Annotated in this window: 17 protein-coding genes; 11 read left to right on the forward strand and 6 right to left on the reverse strand. The window is 59.7% G+C overall.

What is annotated here, in order from left to right:
• Positions 1-31: 31 nt before the first annotated feature.
• Positions 32-1,681 carry a sensor histidine kinase gene (locus ACMGFM_RS05725; protein WP_436901482.1) on the reverse strand — a complete coding sequence of 550 codons (1,650 nt, stop codon included), beginning with the start codon at positions 1,679-1,681 and terminating at the stop codon, positions 32-34.
• A 356-nt stretch (positions 1,682-2,037) separates the two neighbouring features.
• Between ACMGFM_RS05725 and ACMGFM_RS05730 the strand changes: the two genes are divergently transcribed.
• The 3 genes from ACMGFM_RS05730 (at position 2,038) to ACMGFM_RS05740 (ending at position 5,812) form a co-directional block, all read left to right on the forward strand.
• Positions 2,038-3,240, forward strand: a complete 1,203-nt coding sequence (locus tag ACMGFM_RS05730) for an FIST signal transduction protein (RefSeq protein ID WP_436901483.1) — start codon at positions 2,038-2,040, stop codon at positions 3,238-3,240.
• A 41-nt stretch (positions 3,241-3,281) separates the two neighbouring features.
• Complete coding sequence (locus ACMGFM_RS05735) at positions 3,282-4,469, forward strand: PAS domain-containing sensor histidine kinase (RefSeq protein ID WP_436901484.1); 1,188 nt, start codon at positions 3,282-3,284, stop codon at positions 4,467-4,469.
• Positions 4,470-4,807: 338 nt separating this feature from the next.
• The gene (locus ACMGFM_RS05740) at positions 4,808-5,812 is read left to right on the forward strand and encodes a deoxyhypusine synthase (protein ID WP_436901485.1); all 1,005 of its coding nucleotides are present in this window, start codon (positions 4,808-4,810) and stop codon (positions 5,810-5,812) included.
• A gap of 236 nt (positions 5,813-6,048) precedes the next feature.
• On the opposite strand, the gene ACMGFM_RS05745 is transcribed toward ACMGFM_RS05740, so the two are convergent.
• Positions 6,049-6,852 (reverse strand): SAM hydrolase/SAM-dependent halogenase family protein, encoded by an 804-nt coding sequence (locus tag ACMGFM_RS05745; RefSeq protein WP_436901486.1) that lies wholly within the window; start codon positions 6,850-6,852, stop codon positions 6,049-6,051.
• 116 nt (positions 6,853-6,968) lie between these two features.
• On the opposite strand from ACMGFM_RS05745, the gene ACMGFM_RS05750 reads away from it, so the two are divergent.
• From ACMGFM_RS05750 to ACMGFM_RS05780, 7 genes are all read left to right on the forward strand, one after another.
• On the forward strand, positions 6,969-8,909 hold the full coding sequence (locus tag ACMGFM_RS05750) for an acetate--CoA ligase (RefSeq protein ID WP_436901487.1): 1,941 nt from the start codon (positions 6,969-6,971) through the stop codon (positions 8,907-8,909).
• Positions 8,910-9,032: 123 nt separating this feature from the next.
• Positions 9,033-10,682 carry a bacterio-opsin activator domain-containing protein gene (locus tag ACMGFM_RS05755; protein ID WP_436901488.1) on the forward strand — a complete coding sequence of 550 codons (1,650 nt, stop codon included), beginning with the start codon at positions 9,033-9,035 and terminating at the stop codon, positions 10,680-10,682.
• 140 nt (positions 10,683-10,822) lie between these two features.
• Positions 10,823-12,799 carry an acetate--CoA ligase gene (gene acs, locus ACMGFM_RS05760; RefSeq protein ID WP_436901489.1) on the forward strand — a complete coding sequence of 659 codons (1,977 nt, stop codon included), beginning with the start codon at positions 10,823-10,825 and terminating at the stop codon, positions 12,797-12,799.
• 21 nt (positions 12,800-12,820) lie between these two features.
• Positions 12,821-13,270 (forward strand): DUF4212 domain-containing protein, encoded by a 450-nt coding sequence (locus ACMGFM_RS05765; protein ID WP_436901490.1) that lies wholly within the window; start codon positions 12,821-12,823, stop codon positions 13,268-13,270.
• A complete protein-coding gene (locus tag ACMGFM_RS05770; RefSeq protein WP_436901491.1) occupies positions 13,267-14,985 on the forward strand; it encodes a sodium:solute symporter family transporter in 1,719 nt (572 codons plus the stop codon). The genes ACMGFM_RS05765 and ACMGFM_RS05770 overlap by 4 nt, the downstream gene beginning before the upstream one ends.
• 2 nt (positions 14,986-14,987) lie before the next feature.
• Positions 14,988-15,452, forward strand: a complete 465-nt coding sequence (locus ACMGFM_RS05775) for a universal stress protein (protein WP_436901492.1) — start codon at positions 14,988-14,990, stop codon at positions 15,450-15,452.
• Positions 15,453-15,508: 56 nt separating this feature from the next.
• On the forward strand, positions 15,509-15,745 hold the full coding sequence (locus ACMGFM_RS05780; protein ID WP_436901493.1) for a DUF8119 family protein: 237 nt from the start codon (positions 15,509-15,511) through the stop codon (positions 15,743-15,745).
• 84 nt (positions 15,746-15,829) lie between these two features.
• On the opposite strand, the gene ACMGFM_RS05785 is transcribed toward ACMGFM_RS05780, so the two are convergent.
• Positions 15,830-15,994 (reverse strand): DUF6757 family protein, encoded by a 165-nt coding sequence (locus ACMGFM_RS05785; RefSeq protein WP_436901494.1) that lies wholly within the window; start codon positions 15,992-15,994, stop codon positions 15,830-15,832.
• A 54-nt stretch (positions 15,995-16,048) separates the two neighbouring features.
• On the reverse strand, positions 16,049-16,822 hold the full coding sequence (locus ACMGFM_RS05790) for a PHP domain-containing protein (RefSeq protein WP_436901495.1): 774 nt from the start codon (positions 16,820-16,822) through the stop codon (positions 16,049-16,051).
• A gap of 149 nt (positions 16,823-16,971) precedes the next feature.
• On the opposite strand from ACMGFM_RS05790, the gene ACMGFM_RS05795 reads away from it, so the two are divergent.
• The gene (locus tag ACMGFM_RS05795; RefSeq protein WP_299272753.1) at positions 16,972-17,259 is read left to right on the forward strand and encodes a DUF5789 family protein; all 288 of its coding nucleotides are present in this window, start codon (positions 16,972-16,974) and stop codon (positions 17,257-17,259) included.
• On the opposite strand, the gene ACMGFM_RS05800 is transcribed toward ACMGFM_RS05795, so the two are convergent.
• Together ACMGFM_RS05800 and ACMGFM_RS05805 are read right to left on the reverse strand one after the other, a co-directional pair.
• A complete protein-coding gene (locus tag ACMGFM_RS05800; protein ID WP_436901496.1) occupies positions 17,260-17,655 on the reverse strand; it encodes a DUF8057 family protein in 396 nt (131 codons plus the stop codon).
• A 46-nt stretch (positions 17,656-17,701) separates the two neighbouring features.
• The gene (locus ACMGFM_RS05805; protein WP_436901497.1) at positions 17,702-18,388 is read right to left on the reverse strand and encodes an RAD55 family ATPase; all 687 of its coding nucleotides are present in this window, start codon (positions 18,386-18,388) and stop codon (positions 17,702-17,704) included.
• Positions 18,389-18,410: the final 22 nt, after the last annotated feature.

Below are 18,410 nucleotides of genomic sequence, written 5' to 3' on the forward strand. Positions count from 1 at the left end.
CACCGGAGCGTTTGGAGCACATCGGGACTGATCAGGCTAACGTTTGGACGCCGGTGATCTCAAATCGAGCGCCACCATCGTCACTCTCTGTTACATAAATCTCCCATCCGTGCGCAGTGACCGCCTCGTCGACGATTGCGAGTCCAAACCCGGTCCCCTCCTTGCGGGTTGTATATCCCGGTTCGAGTACGGACTCACGGTCTCCCTCGGGAATGCCAGGGCCATCGTCAGATATGTAGAAGCCCGACCGGTCAGGAAGCGCCCCAACGGTGACCGTCACATCCGGGCCGGCGTGGTCAAGGGCATTCCGAAAGAGGTTCTCGAAGAGTCGTTGCAGCCGTTTCTCGTCGGCTTTGAACGTCAGATCGTCCTCTAGCCGTAGTTCGGCAGTGCCCGTATCGACCATCTCCCAGCACTCCTCCACTGCCGATGAGAGTAACACTGCGTCCCACTGGTCGACGGGTTTCCCATCGCGGGCGAGCGTGAGAATCTGCTCAATTAACTCCTCCATCCGGCTGTGTGACCGTTCAACAGCCGCTGCGTGGTCATTATTTTCTGGCACCTCCGCTTCCTCGCGGAGTAACTCGAACCGCAGTTGGGCCACGTTGAGTGGATTGCGCAGGTCGTGACTCACCAAACTGGCGAACCGTTCGAGGCGTTCGTTCTGACGCTTCAATTCTTCACTATACTGCTCGCGGTCGGTCACGTCGGTGAACACAATGGTCCGACCGAGGCTGGTGTTCGCAGTCCCATAAGGGGCCTCTGTGACACGGTAATACCGCGTGTTGCCCTCCTTCTGGACAGTTAGAATCGGGTCGTCGCTACCGAGACAGTTGGCCACCTGTGGGAGTGTCATCTCTAACTGAGTGCCCTCTGCACCGACAAGGTCGGGGAAAACAGTCCGGGCAGCCTGGTTTGTGTCCCGGATCTGCTTGTCCACATCAAGCGCGATAACGGGGTCGTCCTGTTCAGCGGCCAGCTGGACAGCATCAAGCCGGTCGGTGTAGACGAACGCGACTCCGACAGCGAAGACGGCGACTCCTAGTGGTTCGTAGGTCATGTCGAGCAGGAACGGCGTCGTGTATCCGATGAGATCGAACACGGCAGGAAAGGCAGTAATTCCGATGAGAACAAACAGGGCTCGCGTGTCGAGGTCGATCTCGGTGAACAACTCTAGCAACATGAAGTAGCCGACAAACGCGAACGCGTATGAGAGTCCCATCGCAGTCCAGTGAAGTGGTCCCGTGTAGACGGACAGATGGGGAAACGGAGTGGCGATGGCCGTTGCTGTGAAGTACCCTTGGTGGAGGGGATTGGTGAGCTTCACCGCGGTAAGTGCGATGTAGACGGCAACGGCAAGGCGACGGTACGTCGGGTTCCGATGGTATGTGCGTCCAGTGTACGCAGAACAAAAGTACAGCCACGCGCCGACAGTTGCGAGGCCTACGACCAACCCAATGGTATACCATCCGAGTTTGAGCGAGGTTGTCGGGGAGACGAGATACCCGACGTGAGCGGTCGCCCACCCGCCGCTCGTCAGCAAAAGAGCCCTCAAACCCCATCGAGTATCGGAGTCCGTGATCTGCTGGAGCCGTGTAAGACTTGCAAAACAGGCGAGCGCCGCCACAGCAAACACCGAAACATAAAGTAGAAAGAACAGAGATTCCGATACGACTACCATGGCGGGACTATCACGGGAACGGGTAATATTCTGCCGGAATGTGTAGTAGCGATATCTCGGATTCGGAGTTAGATAGATGCGAACTGATCTCTCACAATCTTATCAACCCAACATAGGTTGTAAGCACCGTGTGAGGTACAAAACGCGTATCTCTCACGGAACCCCTGCCAGAAAACGGTAGCCTGAGATGGCCAGTACAGGCGGTGTACCAACTAGCTGGCTGAAAACAAGTCTCTCTGGAGAGTAAGATCGCAGAGCGAATGACAAAGTCAGGCTGTATCGGTCTCTTTTGAGTATCAGAATATAACATTTAAGGGAATGTTTATTTTGTTGGGTCAAGAAGAAAACGTGCTAGGATGGAAACGCAGTTCGCGTCTGGTATCGCTGACGGAGTAGCCGGGGATGGATATGAGGCCGGCGTGGAAGCAGGGCGGGAAGCCGCCTCTAATTTGAACGGAACCACAGCAGATTTCTGCCAAGTATTCTCTACCGCACATTTTGATTACGACGACGTACTGGCTGGCATTCGCTCAGTTGTCGGAGACGAACCAGCGTTGATTGGCTGTGCTGGAACTGGCCCATTTACAGATGTCCGCAGTGTTGAATCGGGAATTGCTCTCGCATTGGTTAGTAGCGAGACGATGACATTTCAGACCGGTATCGGGACGGGGCTCAGCGACGGGATACACCGAGCGTTACGCGACGCTCGAAAAGACCTCTCGGGCACTGATGACTCCTTCCCGTACCGTTCCGCACTCGTACTCTATGACAGTCTCAACAGCGACGGCGAGGAACTCGCCCATCGAGTTCGACGAAAGCTCGGGGCCCGGGTCCCGTTTGCTGGTGGAGCCGCTTCTGACACCTACCAGCTCGAATCAACGCCCGTCTTCTGTGGCGACCGAGTCGAGAACGACGCCGTCGTCATTGCGACTATCGATTCCGAACATCAGTCGTGTATAGTGGGCAATCACGGCCACGAAGTAATTTCCGAACGGTTCGAAGTGACGGAAGCTGATGGCCGCCAACTGGTTGAACTTGATGGGCGACCAGCCCTTGAGGTATGGCAAGAGGCTGTCCGGCCATATGCTCGTGAGATGTTCGACATCGATCTCGATGAAGTGGCTGATGATCATCAGACGATGCTTCGGATGATGGGCGTCTTCGAGTTCGGCATCGATCAAGGGAAATCGTACAAGATGCGGGCGTGTATTGAGTCCAATCCCGACGCCGGCACGATGTCGGCACTGGTTAATATTCCGGAGGGAACACACGTCCAGGTAATGCGTGGCACCGTCGATTCACAGATTGATTCGGCACGCACGGCAGCACAATCCGCCAACGAGATTTCCGGCGGTCAGTATTCCGGTGCGTTCATCTACGATTGTGCCTGTCGCCACGTGATTCTGGACGATGAATTCGATACGGCTGTTGATGCGATGCGAAGTGAACTTACGAAGCCGTTCGTCGGGTTCGAGACCTACGGGGAGATGAACATGAATTTTGGACAGACAAGCGGGTTCCACAACAGCACGACGGTGATCAATCTCTTTCCGGAATGAATCGGGATGAGTTAATATCGAGGCTCAGTCAAGTCGTCGGGGTGTCGAAAGCCGAGAGTATTGTGGCTGAAGCGGAAGCAGCACTCGGATTTGAACAGCAAGAGACATACTCCGGATTTGATGTCAGAGATGTATGCGAGGAGATCGCGGCTGAGTACGACGGATACATAGCCGAGATTGCCACAGAACTACAAATTCAGACACAGGCACAACAACGGTTCGATACCCTGCTGGAGAACGTGCCAGATCCGGCCGTTGTCGTGATGTTTGATGAATCTGTTCCAGTCGTGAAAACCGTCAATAGAGAGTTCGAGACAGTATTCGGCTACGAGAAAGCAGCGATCCGTGGGGAGCCACTTGCCGATTTAATTGTCCCGTCTAACACAGAGTATGGGATGGATGTGTGGGCGAGAACCAACGATGAGACCGATCAGGAAGTGACTCGAATCACGGCGACTGGCGAGGAACGGACGTTTCTGCAGCGGACAGCCATGGAAACCACAATAGGTGGTGCCGTGGAGGGATATGGGATTTACACGGATATCACCGAACGGATCGAGCGCGAGCGGGATTTAGATATGCTGAAGCAACTCTTCTCTCGGGTGTTCCGCCATAATATCCGTAACGAATTGAGCGTTGTCACAGCTCGGCTGTCATATATTGCGGATCGGCTCACAGACGAGTCCCTCACAGAGAGTGCAGGGAGTGCATTGCAAGCAGCTAACCGCTTACTATCGCATGCTGAAAAGACGAGAGATATAGAGAAACTCATTGATACTGAGCCTGATCGGACCGAGATGAGCCTGCAACAACTCGTCGGCAACGCTGTGGCTGAACAGTCAGAGCTACCAGCCGATGTCTCAGTGGAGATAGACCTCCCTGACGAGTCAGTACACGTTGTCAACGGGTTCGACAACGCAGTGAGTAATGCAATCGAGAACGCGATTACGCACAATCCTGGACCGATAACAATCAGTATCGCCGCATATGTCGACAATGAAACGGTTTCGTTGGTCATTTCGGATACTGGAGAGGGAATCGAAACTAATGAAATAGAAATGCTGAACAGCGGCACGGAAACACAGCTCACTCACGGATCCGGGGTCGGGTTATGGGTGATGAACTGGTATGTCAAGAAATCCGGCGGCGAGCTGGAAATCAATGGCAGTGACAGCGGAACGACGGTCACCATGCATCTCAAACGAGCCCGGCCATTGAAAACACGCTAGATAGAAATTCTTGTCACGTGTTAATTTCTCACTGTTGTTATCGAAACCCCTGTCAGCGAGGTGTTGTGACGACTACCGATTGGGCTACAACTAATTATTCGCCAAGCAGCATTACTGTGGATATGCTCAATTCGCATATTTAGTCAGCGGTTGGTTCAGCAGTTTCAGCGTGAACTAAGTATAGTTTTGCTCCTGACTGCACACTCTTTATTCAGCACACCGTTTGTCTCAACCGCTGAGGGTTTCGACTTCTCTGGCTGTATTCGGGCAAAACTCTCTCAAAACCCACTGACCATAAGACCGATTCGTTGAAACCTCCAGCCCGTCCAGAATCGGACATGACCGACCACGACCATTCCGACCGCGAGGAGTTTGCCCACGACCCCATCGGCCACGCGGCGGTCGATGGCGATATGTCTGTCTCTGAACTGATCGAGCAGTACGGCCACGCCGGTATCGGCGCGACCCAAATCAGCGAGGCAGTAGACATCTACGCCGAAATGCTCTCCGGCGACGTAACCAACGTCTTCGGACTGGCGGGTGCGATGGTTCCCTCGGGGATGCGACAGATTGTTGCTGACCTCATCCGGGACGGCCACATCGACGCCTTAGTGACGACTGGCGCGAACCTCACCCACGACACCATCGAGGCAATCGGCGGCAAACACCACCACGGCGAACTGGGCGACACGCCGACCGAGACGACGGAGTACGACGAGCAGTTGCGCGACGAAGGCGTCGACCGTATCTATAACGTCTACCTCCCACAGGAGCACTTCGCACTGTTCGAGGACCACCTCCGCGAGCACGTCTTCCCGCCGCTCGAAGCGGAGGGGGTCGTCAGCATCCAGCGCTTTACCGAACAACTCGGCAAAGCCAACAGCCAGATCAACGACAGCGAAGCTATCGACGAAGACGGCGGTATCGCCGCGGCGGCCTACGAGAACGACGTGCCGGCCTACTGCCCTGCCGTGCAGGATTCGGTGCTCGGATTGCAGGCGTGGATGTACAGCCAGACATCAGACTTCTCGCTCGACGCGCTCGCAGATATGACCGGCCTCAACGACGTTGCCTACGAGGCAGAGAAAGCGGGGGCGATGATTGTCGGCGGCGGCGTCCCGAAAAACTACGTTCTGCAGACGATGCTGGTCGTTCCCGGAGCCTACGATTACGCCGTCCAGTTGACGATGGACCCGCCACAGACTGGCGGCCTCTCGGGTGCGACGCTCGACGAGGCACGGTCGTGGGGCAAACTCGAGAAGTCGGCGCGCAACGTCTCCGTCTACGCTGACGCCACCATCACCCTGCCGCTGGTTGTCGCCGGTGCGCGGAGTCAACTCTAAGCGGCACGTGAAAACAACGGACAATCCGCGAAAAACGAGATCTTATACGTCGCCCATCTCCACAATCGAGCACTCGTGGCCGGTGTCGTCAATGTGTGTTTCTGCTCGGGATTCCGCCGCCAGCCGGGACGGGTGGAATCCGATTTTACCGCAACTTTCGCACATGATCTCGTACATGCGTCTGAATCGTGTCGACGTAGACTATTAATCATTATGGTTCCCATGGCAGGGGGCTCTCACACGAGTTCGAGATGTACGTCCTCGCCCGCAGTCAGTCCGAACCCGTCGTCGCCGCGGCCCCGATTTACTGCCAGTTCGACGTTGCCGTGGCTTCCGACAGTGACAAGCAGTTCTCCGGGGTCGACGGCAGCGTACGAGCGTGCCAGCGGGACCGTGTCGCCGTTGACTGACACTGACCCGCCGAACGATTCTGTGACGAACGACCCCGGCACGTTCGTGATAGTGTTGCCGAAGTCATCGACCGCGAGCACGGTGCCAGTTGCTGCCGACTCGCCGACGACAGCCTCGGGAAAGCGAAGCGACTCGTAGTCGTCGAGTCGATGCAGTCCCGCGTCATCATCGAGTGCGTCGATTCCAATTTCGTGGACACGGCCGGCCGCGGGGGCGAACACGTCGCGGCCGTGAAACGTCGAACTCGCCAGTCGAGGCGGCCAGCCGGTTCGGTCGGTGCCTTCGGTAGCCTCCTCGCGGGTTTCGATGCGGAACAACTCGAACCCCTTGCCGCCGAGGGCGCGTGCTGTCGGGAGGAGGACGCCGTTGTCCGGGCCGACCAGTGCGTGGCCGCCCGCCCGGATGACGACGGCGTCGCGGTCGGTGCCGACACCGGGGTCGACGACGACGAGATGAACCGCTGGTGGAAAGTACGGCAGCGTCTCACGCAGCCAGAACGCACTCTGGCGCAGGTCCTGTCGCGGCAACTCGTGGCTTACGTCGACAAGTTGGCTGTCGGTCCACTGCGAGAGAACGCCTTTCATCGCACCGGGGTACGGCGAGCCGAAATCAGAACTCAGGGTGATCATCGTCATCCAGTTTGGCCCGCGGCGTAAAAATCGGTGGGCATCGGCGGCTTCAGTTTCAACAATTGCAACTCGGTGCCAACGCTTTTAGACTGGAAGCCGTACACTCTCATAGAAAGATGGCTGGCGGCGAGGAGTTCGAGCTTGAAACCGGGGAGTTACCTGCAGAGCGAATTACCCCGCCGCAGTCCTTCGTCGAGCAGGCGAACGTCACCCCGGCGCAGTTGCAACGGTTCACCGAGGAAGGCGTCGACGCGTGGGAGATGGCTGGCGACCTGTTGACGTGGGACGAACCCTACCGGACGGTCTTCGACGAGGACGCTTCCGACTGGTTCCCCGACGGCCAACTCAACGCTGCGGCGAATTGTCTGGACAGACATCTGGACGAGCGCAAAAACCAGCGCGCGCTGGTCTGGGAGGGCCAACTCGACGAAACTCGAACGCTGACCTACCTCGAACTCTCCAGAAAAGTCAACGCCTTCGCAGCGGGACTCCGCGACCTCGGTGTCGAGGAAGGCGACGTTGTCACGCTACACATGCCCGTCATCCCCGAACTGGTCGTGGCGATGCTCGCCTGTGCCCGTATCGGTGCGGTCCACGCCGTCGTCTACGCCGGGTTCTCGCCGGAGGCGCTCGCAACGCGAATGGCAGAATCCGAGTCAGCGTATCTCGTCGTCAGCGACGGGTATTATCGCCGCGGCGACGCCGTCTCGCTGACGAACCGTGCCGAGACGGTCCGAGCGGGGCTCGACCAGGAGGTGACGACGGTCGTCGTCGACCGACTCGGTGACCGCCACCAGTACAGTCTTGGTGACCGCGACCATCGCTACGAGGAGCTGCTGGCGGCCCACAGCGGCGAGACAGTCGACCCTGTCACACGAGCGGCCACCGACGAACTGTTTCTGATCTATACCTCGGGGACGACCGGCAAACCGAAACGCGTCACACACACCACCGGCGGCTATCTCGCACACACTGCCTGGACCAGCCACGCCGTGCTGGATATCGAACCCAGCGATACCTATCTCTGTACCGCCGATATCGGTTGGATTACCGGCCACTCCTACGTCGTCTACGGACCGCTCGCGCTCGGCGCGACTGTGCTGCTCCGCGAGGGCGAGGCTGACCAGGCCCCGAAGACGAAACTCTGGGAGCTGGTCGAGAAACACGCCGTCGATATCCTCTACACCGCACCGACGGCCATCCGGACCTTCATGAAGTGGGGCAAAGAGTACCCCGAACAGCACGACCTCTCGAGCCTGCGCCTGCTCGGGACAGTTGGTGAACCAATCAACCCGGAGGTCTGGCGGTGGCTCTACGAACACATCGGCAACGAGGAGTGTCCAGTCGTCGATACGTGGTGGCAGACCGAAACAGGTGGGCACCTGATCACGACGATTCCGGGTGTCGACGAGATGCAACCCGGAACTGCAGGCCCGCCGCTGCCCGGCGTCGACGCGACTGTTGTCGACGAAACAGGGACGGAAGTCGACCCGAACACTGGTGGCTATCTCGCCATCGAGACGCCGTGGCCCGGGATGCCGCGCGAACTCTCGACAGAGACGCGCTGGGCCGAGACGAGCGGTGTCCTGCCCGACTCGGAGTGGGCGTACATGACCGGCGATGGTGCGGTCATGGCCGAGGACGAATATGTGACAATTCTCGGCCGCGTTGACGACGTGATCAACGTCGGTGGCCGTCGGTACGGGACGCTGGAACTGGAATCAATTATCGTCGGCGTCGAGGATGTTGCCGAGGCGGCGGTCGTCAGTGGTCACGAAGAGCACGGTCAGGGGATCTACGCGTATGCCAATCCTGCGGCCGGCGCTGACGAGGAGGCGGTCCGGGCGGCGATCAACCATGCAATCGAACAGCAGATCGGCTCCTTTGCCCGCCCCGACCGCATCGTCCTCACGCCTGAACTCCCGAAGACCAGTTCGGGAAAAATCATGCGCCGTCTCCTGACGGATATCGCCCGCGGAAACGACCTCGGAGACACGAGCGCGCTCCGTAACCCAGAGGTTGTCGGCGAAATCGATTCAGCCACCAACAGCGACTGAGTCACTGTTTCGCTTTTCATCGAAATACCGAAACACGCTGTCTGGCTTTGAGCTCGCTCCCGCGGAAACGAGCCCAAATCAGGAGGCAGACTTTTGCATTTCGCGCTCGACAGTAGAAGCGAAATGGCGGCCGAGGCTGGAGAGGTGCTGTCTGCTCGGGAATACGAGCAGCTACGACGCGCGTGCCGCACGGACCGCGAGGAGCTGGTGGTCCGGTTGGCCGGGGAGGCAGGGCTCCGGGCTGGCGAACTTGTCCGCGTTCGTCCCGCGGACCTCACCCCTTCTGACGGCTCGTCGCTGGAGTACAAGCTCGTGGTCCGCGAAGGCGACGGCAACCGGCGGACAGTCCCGCTCCTGTCGGACCTTGCCGACACAGTCCAGCAGTATCTGGAGGCCAGCGATATCGACGACGACGAAGAGATTGTCGACGTCAGCGAGCGACGCGTCCAGATGCTCGTGTCGGCGGTTGCAGACCGGGCTGAGGAGGCTGTCGGAGACGTTACTCCCGCGTCACTTCGGCAGTACTTCGCGCGCAGATTGTTGGTCGAAGACGGTGTCGACGTGCGGGCGGTCACGGCTGCTGGCGGCTGGGAAGGGGTCGACTCGTTGCTCTCTTCGGTCCCTGCGCCCGCCGACAGCGAGGTGACTGCTGCCTTCGAGCAACTCGAAGCCACCCGCGACACGGCTGGTCGACTCCCGGCTGTGGTCGAGACACTCGACAGCGTCGTCGACTCGCTGGCTGAGACGAACTCTCGGTCCGAGTTGGAGCGGGCTGTCTGCCAGCAGTTGGTCGACCAGTACGACGCTGCCTGGATTTTGGACCGCGACCCGAACCGAGACCGGGCTCACGCAGGCGAGGACCCCGACTACTTCCAGGGGGACCGCGACGTTTCTGTGCTGGACCAGAGACTCCAGTCCGGCCGGGTGCAGGTCACGCCAGATGAGCGGTCGTCCGGGCTGCTCGCCGCCGTCCCGGTGCGCCACGGCGAAACCGAACACGGCGTGCTGGTTGTCCGCGCTGCTGCGGAGGCATTTGAAGAGCCTGAACGCAGGGCGCTCGCGATGCTCGGTCGGCAGGTTAGTCTCGCACTCACTGCCGTCGACCGCAAACAACTCGTCCTCGGTGGCGTCGTCCTCGAAGTCCAGTTCCAGTACGACGACACAGCCGCTGTGTTCGTCGACTTGGCGGCGGCTCTCGACACTCGGCTATCGCTCGACGGTGCGGTTCCGAGCGACGACGGGTTGCTCTGTTTCGTCACGTTCAAGGGCTCCGCACAGGCGGCCCTCGAAGCGGCCACAGCGTGTGACCCAATTGCAGGCGCGCGACTCATTAGTAGCACCGAGGACGAGGGGGTTCTCGAACTGTCACTGACAGGCTCGTCGCCGCTGTTGGTTGTCACCGACCGCGGCGGGACGGTGACCGAGTTGACTGTCGAGGACGGGCAGGCGACGCTGACCTGCGAACTCGCGCCGGACGCTGACCTGCGTGCGATTCACGACCGACTTGCGGCGACCGTCGGCGCGGAGTTGCGGAGCAAACAGGAACGGACCGCGACGACGGCAGGGCTCGACAGTTCCAGTCTTCTCGAGGAGCAACTCACCGAGAAACAGCGCGACGTCATCCGGACGGCGTACCACTCGGGCTACTTCGAGTGGCCTCGCGGCAGCACCGCCGAGGACCTTGCCGAGTCGATGGGTGTCTCCTCGCCGACGCTGCACAATCACCTGCGGCGTGCCCAGCAGAGTATCCTTGCGGAACTCCTCGAAGAGTAACCGGACCCGCCGTCTGTGGACGTTTTGGGTTCGATTCTTACGGGAACTCGAATCCGCTAGCATCGCCCGTCGAGTCCAATGGACGATTATGATAGTTAGCCTGTCCCATTAATATGGTCCCTTATGGAGAGATATATGCAATGTCAGACCAACCAGATGTCGAACTGGAGGCTCGACTCGCCGAACAGGAAGAGTTTGAGCCGCCGGCGTCGTTCGTCGAACAGGCGAACGTCACCGACGAGGACATCTACGAGGAGTTCGAGGAGAACTGGCCGGACGCGTGGGAGCGTGCGGCTGAGTTGCTCGACTGGGACTCCGAGTGGGACGACGTCCTCAACGACGATGACGAACCATTCTACGAGTGGTTCGTCGGGGGGGAACTGAACGCGTCAGAAAACTGTCTCGACCGGCATCTCGCCGACCGAGGCGACGAAGTCGCTATCGAGTGGGTCGGGGAACCGGTCGACGAAACGCGAACGTACACGTACAACGAACTGCACCGCGAGGTCAACGAGTTCGCCGCCGCGCTGCGCGAGCAGGGCGTCGAGGAGGAGGATGTCGTGACGATGTACATGCCGATGATTCCGGAGTTGCCAGTTGCGATGCTGGCCTGTGCCCGCATCGGCGCGCCACACTCCGTCGTCTTCGCGGGCTTCTCGGCTGACGCGCTGGCCGAGCGGATGGAGTCGGCTGACTCGGAGACGCTCGTGACCTGTGACGGCTACTACCGTCGCGGCGAACCGCTCGACCACCTCGAGAAGGCCCGTGATGGGCTGGGCAATGTCGGCCACGACGTGACGACTGTTATCGTCGACCGACTCGGCGACGAACGAACGGTCGACCACCGAGAGAGCGAACTCGATTACGATTCGCTGGTCGACGAGCAGCAGGGAGCTGACGTCGACCCAGTCGTCCGTGACGCCGAGGACATGCTCTTTTTGATGTACACCTCGGGGACGACTGGCAAACCGAAGGGGGTCAAACACACGACCGGGGGGTATCTCTCCTACGCCGCGTGGACCAGCCACGCGGTGTTGGATGTCAAGCCAGACGATACATACTGGTGTTCGGCTGACATCGGCTGGATTACCGGCCACTCCTACATCGTCTACGGGCCGCTCGCGCTCGGGACGACATCGGTTATGTACGAGGGAACGCCGGATTACCCGGACAAAGACCGTCTCTGGGAGATTGTCGACGACTACGACGTGAACCAGCTCTACACCGCACCGACCGCAATTCGGGCGTTCATGAAATGGGGCAAACAGTACCCCGAACAGCACGACCTCTCCAGCCTGCGCTTGCTGGGGACTGTCGGTGAACCGATCAACCCGCGGGCTTGGAAGTGGTATTACAAACACATTGGCGACGAGGAGTGTCCGGTCGTCGACACGTGGTGGCAGACCGAAACCGGTGGGATGATGATCACCACACTGCCTGCTGTCAGCAATATGAAGCCCGGCTCTGCCGGACCACCGTTGCCGGGTATCGACGCCAACATCGTCGATACGGACGGTGAACAGGTCGGCGCTGGCCGCGCCGGCTACCTCACCGTCAACAATCCGTGGCCCGGTATGCTGCGGACACTCTACAAAAACGACGAGCGATTCATCAACGAATACTGGGATGAATACTCTGACCCCGAAGCCGACGAGTGGGTCTACTTCCCAGAAGATGGCGCGAAGGTCGACGAAGACGGCTACGTCACCGTGCTCGGCCGGGTCGACGACGTGATCAACGTCTCTGGCCACCGGCTGGGGACGATGGAAATCGAATCAGCTATCGTCGGCGTCCCGGGGGTTGCCGAGGCGGCAGTCGTCGGCGGCGACCACGAGATGAAAGGCGAAGCTGTCTACGCCTACGTCATCACCGAAGACGGTCAGGAAGAGAACGACGCCTTCCGCGACGAGATTATCGAGGCCGTCGAGGACGCAATCGGCCCAATCGCACGGCCAGAGCAGGTCATCTTCACCCACGAACTGCCGAAGACGCGCTCGGGGAAGATCATGCGGCGGCTGCTCGAAGACATCGCGAACGGGGACGAACTCGGGAACACCAGCACGCTGCGCAACCCGGATGTCGTCCACGAAATCGAAGCGAAAGTTCGCGGCGACTAACCAACCGGGGGGACCACACAGATGCACGACTCAGACGCGGATACGACGGGGGGAACAGTGACAGAACCAAGTGAAGACCAATCGGCTGTAACCGACGGGGGCACGGCCGAACCAGGCGAGCAGTATCTCGACGCCGAGGTCAACCTGCTCAGCCCGAGCACGGGCTTTATGCGCGACCACCTGAAGCTCGTCTGGGCGAGTTTTCTCGTCTGGATTCTCGTGACATGGGGGCCAGTGACGGCGACGTTTCTTGCACCGGAGACGATGACATCGCTGTCGATTATCGGCTTCCCGGCGCATTACTTCCTCGTCGGCTTCATGGCGCCGACGAGTTCGCTGATTCTGGCAGCAATCTACGCACACCGACGCGACAAACTCGACGAACAGTACGGCGTCGACACCGGTAGCACTACTGAGACGCCAAGCGGTACCGACGAGGCCGCTGCCACTGACGGAGGTGTCGCTGAATGAACGCCGTGTTGCTGCAGGCTGCTGGGGAACTCGACATCTCGTTCAAGCCCGTCGGGGCAGCCATCGTCTTCCTGATGATGGCCACATTCCTCGGCATCGGCTACTTCTTCCGAGTCGCCGATACCGACGACATGTGGGTCGCGGGCCGAGGTATCGGCTACATGGAAAACGGGATGGCAATCGCGGCGAACTGGATGTCCGCGGCGTCGTATCTCGGACTCGCCGGGCTGATTGCGCTGGCAGGATTCTACGGACTGGCTTTCGTCGTCGGCTGGACGACCGGCTACTTCATCCTGCTCATCTTCCTGGCCGCCCAGATGCGCCGGTTCGGGAAGTACACCGCACCGGACTTCGTCGGGGACCGCTACAACTCCTCGGCGGCGCGTGCGATTGCCGCCTTTACGACCCTGCTCATCGCGTACGTCTACTCGGTCGGACAGGCCAGCGGCATGGGACTGGTCGGCCAGTACGTCTTCGGCCTCGAGTTTGTCCCGATGGTCATCGTGATGATGTCGATTACCGTCGGCTACCTCGCGCTGTCGGGGATGCTGGGCGCGACGAAGGGGATGGCTGTGCAGTACGTCATCCTCATCGCCGCCTTCCTGATTGGCGTCTTCGCGGTTGGGTTCTCACACCAGGGTTTCCTGGTGCCCCAGATTCAGTACGGCGCAATGATTAGCGACCTGTCGACGCAGTTCTCGGAGCCATTCGTTAATGCTGGCTTCTACGTCTGGGCTGCAACGGCGTTCTCGCTCATCTTCGGCACCTGTGGGCTGCCACACGTGCTGGTTCGGTTCTACACGGTCCAGAACGAACGGACCGCTCGCTGGTCGACCGTCTCGGGGCTATTTTTCATCATGCTCCTGTACTGGTCGGCACCAGCGATGGCTGCACTCGGGACGGACCTGTTCGCACAGGTCAACAACATCGCGCCCGACACGGTCTTCGCCAGTGCCGAAGCCGGCGGGATGTCCGGTGCAGAGGGTGACGTGATTGTCGTCTTGGCGGCGCAGTTCGCCGGCCTGCCCGAACCGCTGGTCGGCTTCGTCGCGGCTGGTGCGATGGCCGCAGCAATCGCCACAACGGCAGGACTGTTCATCACCGCCTCCTCGGCGGTCTCACACGACATCTACGCGGAACTGATCAATCCCGACGCGACCCAGCGCCAGCAGGTGCTGCTGGGCCGGGCAACCATCGTCGGTATCGGTGCGCTGGTGACGCTGACCGCGCTCGACCCACCGGCGCTGATCGGCGAACTCGTCGCGCTGGCGTTCTCGCTGGCAGCGCTCGTCCTGTTCCCGATGTTCTTCCTCGGATTGTGGTGGGAGAACACCAACCGACAGGGCGCACTCGCTGGGATGATCACCGGACTGACTATCTGGACGGCTGCGGTCGTCAACGACCTCATCTTCCCGTTCAGCGACCTCTACGCTGACATCGTGCCTGCGATTGGTGCGGCACTGCCCGGCACACCGCTCGTCTTCCTCGTCACGATTGCCGTCTCGCTGGCGACTGCTGAACCCGACATGAAGACCAAGATGATGGTCCGGCAGTGTCACAGTCCGGAGCCGATGGGCCAAAACGTAACTGCTGCTGAGGTTGTCGAGCGAAAACTCGACGGCGACGCGGCCACCGACGGCGGTGAGCCCGTCGACGACGAACCGATGACCGATGGCGGCGTCGAAGACAATGAGACAGATTCACAGGAGAGCTAACAATGTATGACCGAATTCTCGTTCCGACCGATGGGAGTGACGTGGCGGAAGCAGCAGTCAAACAGGCGGTCGACCTGGCAGAGAAGTACGGCGCGGAGATCCACGCGCTGTACGTTGCCGATACCGACGCCATCGCGTACGGCCTCGGGACCGAACAGGTTGACCGGATCCGGCAGGGGAAATTCAGCGAGATGACCGAACTGCGTGAAGAGGCCGAGGCGGCGACCGGACACGTCGCCGACCTTGCGGCCGAACACAACATCGAGGTTGTCGAACACCATGCCGGCGGCCGACCCCACGCGATGATTGCCGACTACGCTGAGGACCACGGTATCGACCTCATCGTAATGGGTAGCCACGGCCGTGCGGGCGTTCGGCGCGCGCTGCTCGGCAGCGTCACCGAGCGGACGCTGCGCTCGACGCACACCCCAGTACTTGTCGTTGACTACCAGGGGACTGACGAGTAACGCTTCCCAACTACCACTCGCTTTCAACTGCCAATGACACCACAACGGGGCCACAGATGACGCTCGGAGACGGACTGCGCGACCAGCTCGCCGGCAACTCACAGGGCATGTTCTACGACCTGCTGTTCGCCGTCGTCTGGGTGACGTTCATCTCGGCGCTGTTCCAGTTCGTCTTCACCACCGCCCCGACGTGGGCGTACTATATGTTCATGTTATCGGGGATTCCGGCGTATTTCGGCTTTTTCTGGTCGCTCGAGGTTGCCAAAGCACAGGCCGAAGAGAAGTCGGACTAAGCCGACCCCTCACTCTGAAAAAGGTTGTCGAGGCGACCGCATTTTCTGCGCTCTCAGCAGTTCCGTCTGTTCCCCCTCCCGCGATTACTCCGCCCGGTCGACGTCGAGTTGGTCCTGAATCTCCTCGATCCACTCGGACTCCGCGAGTTCGTCCATCTGGTCGCGGAAGTGTTCCTCACAGACGCCGACACGGATGCCGTCCTTCTCGACGACGACATCCGCTCCGTCTTCGCAGTAGTGACACTCCATACGCGAATATACACTATCCGGACAATTGAACCCTCCGAAGCCGGACAACCTCGCTCAGAGCTGTGCCGCAACGGCCTGATACTGCTCACGGTCAAGCCCCGCAACCCCGAGCGTGTGTTCGTGTGCGTCCGTGCCGCCAGTAACGAGCAGCCCAGCCTCCGCCGCGACCTGTTCCGCCGGCGTTACGTCCACCTCGTGGCCATAGGGATAGGGAATCTCGACTGCGTCGAGCTCCCGTGCTCGGTCGAGCGCCGCGGCCGGGTCGTCGTACCGGAACGGATGGGCAAGCCCGACGATTGCTGCGGCCTCGCTCAGTACTGCTGCGCCCTCCTCGAACGTCGGGATGTCCCGCGGCACATAACACGGCTTGTCGTCGCCAATCAGCTCTGCGAAGGAGTCGCCAAAGTCGTAGGGGGCGTCGCTGTCGGCAATAGCGCGAGCGATGTGGGGTCGGCCGACCCCCGGCGAGAGCTCAATATCCAGTTCAACGCCCGTTCGGTCCTCAACACAGTCGACAATCTGTCCAGCCCGCTCGATACGGTTTTCCTGCAGGTGGTCGACAAGCGCGGTGAGGTCGTCCGTCTGCTCGACGCCGTAGCCAAGCAAGTCGAGCCGCTGGTTGCCCGCTTCGACCCGTAGTTCGATTCCGTGAATGATAGTCAGCTCTTCACGCTCGACGACCGGCTGGTCGAGGTCTGGATGCAGTCGGTCGTGGTCAGTGACAGCAACCACCTCGACGCCTGCGGTCGTTGCTGCCTCGGGAATCGTTTCGAGCGTTAACTGTCCGTCCGAGTTCGTCGTGTGTACGTGTAAATCCGCGACGACCATACCTGTCTCTGGCTTTCGATACGTTTCACCGTTTGGCACCTACCGAACCATCATGATTTTCTGTGTTGGTTATACCCATACTCTGTCCTAGAGGAAATATTGATTATAAATAGTGAAGGTTTATTGCCGCTGACTGGATTCGATCATCTATGAGATTAGTTAGTGACGCGGAAGATTCGTTCTCGACACAGACGTTCCCGATGACGACCGAGGAAATGATCGAAGAGTACGGTGAGATGAAAGTCGAACTCCCGAACGGGAACAACAACCTCGGTGACGTGTTCTCGCGACTCCCCGACGAACAGTACGAGAGTCCCGAAGAAGCGATGGAAGCCGCCTACGGGATGCTTGGCGAAGAAGCGATTGGTCGGAAAGGCTACAGCGACCGCGACCCGCGAGCACCGGGCGAGCAGGATTCCGAACCGCTCTCGTTGTAACTACCGCAGAAACTCCGGCAGGTCGACAGCGTCGGTGCTGTCCCGGTCTGGCTTATCGAGAACTTCGGTGATATCCATTGCCTCCGGGAGGCCGTTCCGGCCACCGGTCGGCCCGTCATCTTCTTCCAGCGTCACCTCGCCGACAACGAGTTCGTTCCACACCGTTTCTGTCTCTTCGGACTCGGCCTCTTTTCCTTCGCTTTTCCCCTCCTGGAAGGCGAGTTCGACCATGCTGGTGTTGTACGCGGAACTCATCTCCTCGCGAATCGCGTCGAGTTCCTCGCGGTCGTACTCTCCGAGCGACGCAGCCACACCGAGCGCGTAGGCACGCTCGACACCCTCCTCGGGGTCGAGTGTGCCCCAGTCGGTGCCGTACTGCTGTTCGTATCGGCTCATCGTCGGTCACGCTCGCTCTGTTTGTCTCCCCTGGTGGTTGTCATGGCTATGGCTGTACTTTCTTGCTCGTGTGGACCCGCAACCCCTGTTCCGAGAACGATAACTCCCGAATATCGCTGTCGATGGCAGTTCCCCGCATTTTGATCACCTGCACCCCTCGTGTCATCCCGGCCGAATCGAGGAAATTATGGAAGAAAATGACGCCGTGGGCCAGATAATGCTCGTCGGAGTACGACGTTGGGTCAGTCATCTCCGAGATGAGCAGAATTGTCGCGTCCGTCTGTTTCAGCGCGGAGAGAAAGCCCGTAATCTCGTCGGACATATCCTCGAAAAAGTGCTGTAACAGCATCGTCGAATCGATCACTGCCCGGTCGACATCGTTCGATTCGAGAAACGCAATCAGTCGATTCGTCAGCCCGCCGTCGGTGCCAAACTGCGTGATTGTCCGTTTGCCGGACTCGGTGACGAGGTTGAGAAACTGGATACTGTCTGATTTGATCGCCCGGTCGAAACCAAAGTCGAATCCGGCCATATCCTGCATCAGTTCCTCTTTGGTCTCGTGCATCGTGATGTAGACGCAGTTTTCCCCCTCCTTTGCGCCCTGCGTGATGAACTGCGAGCAGAACGTCGTCTTTCCGCTTCCCGGCGGCCCGCTCACGACGTAGAGTCGATTACTCAACAACCCCCCTTCGACGAGTTCGTCGAAGCCAGGGACGCCACTCGAAATACGCATACCCTAACCAAACTCGGCTCGG

This window comes from Halovenus halobia, assembly GCF_051414135.1.
Taxonomy (GTDB): Archaea; Halobacteriota; Halobacteria; order Halobacteriales; family Haloarculaceae; genus Halovenus; species Halovenus halobia.

Coding starts and splice junctions, on each gene's coding strand:
- ACMGFM_RS05725 (WP_436901482.1), bottom strand. CDS start 1,681: ATGGTAGTCGTATCGGAATCTCTGTTCTTTCTACTTTATGTTTCGGTG.
- ACMGFM_RS05730 (WP_436901483.1), top strand. CDS start 2,038: ATGGAAACGCAGTTCGCGTCTGGTATCGCTGACGGAGTAGCCGGGGAT.
- ACMGFM_RS05740 (WP_436901485.1), top strand. CDS start 4,808: ATGACCGACCACGACCATTCCGACCGCGAGGAGTTTGCCCACGACCCC.
- ACMGFM_RS05745 (WP_436901486.1), bottom strand. CDS start 6,852: ATGATCACCCTGAGTTCTGATTTCGGCTCGCCGTACCCCGGTGCGATG.
- ACMGFM_RS05750 (WP_436901487.1), top strand. CDS start 6,969: ATGGCTGGCGGCGAGGAGTTCGAGCTTGAAACCGGGGAGTTACCTGCA.
- ACMGFM_RS05755 (WP_436901488.1), top strand. CDS start 9,033: ATGGCGGCCGAGGCTGGAGAGGTGCTGTCTGCTCGGGAATACGAGCAG.
- acs (WP_436901489.1), top strand. CDS start 10,823: ATGTCAGACCAACCAGATGTCGAACTGGAGGCTCGACTCGCCGAACAG.
- ACMGFM_RS05765 (WP_436901490.1), top strand. CDS start 12,821: ATGCACGACTCAGACGCGGATACGACGGGGGGAACAGTGACAGAACCA.
- ACMGFM_RS05770 (WP_436901491.1), top strand. CDS start 13,267: ATGAACGCCGTGTTGCTGCAGGCTGCTGGGGAACTCGACATCTCGTTC.
- ACMGFM_RS05775 (WP_436901492.1), top strand. CDS start 14,988: ATGTATGACCGAATTCTCGTTCCGACCGATGGGAGTGACGTGGCGGAA.
- ACMGFM_RS05780 (WP_436901493.1), top strand. CDS start 15,509: ATGACGCTCGGAGACGGACTGCGCGACCAGCTCGCCGGCAACTCACAG.
- ACMGFM_RS05785 (WP_436901494.1), bottom strand. CDS start 15,994: ATGGAGTGTCACTACTGCGAAGACGGAGCGGATGTCGTCGTCGAGAAG.
- ACMGFM_RS05790 (WP_436901495.1), bottom strand. CDS start 16,822: ATGGTCGTCGCGGATTTACACGTACACACGACGAACTCGGACGGACAG.
- ACMGFM_RS05795 (WP_299272753.1), top strand. CDS start 16,972: ATGAGATTAGTTAGTGACGCGGAAGATTCGTTCTCGACACAGACGTTC.
- ACMGFM_RS05800 (WP_436901496.1), bottom strand. CDS start 17,655: ATGAGCCGATACGAACAGCAGTACGGCACCGACTGGGGCACACTCGAC.
- ACMGFM_RS05805 (WP_436901497.1), bottom strand. CDS start 18,388: ATGCGTATTTCGAGTGGCGTCCCTGGCTTCGACGAACTCGTCGAAGGG.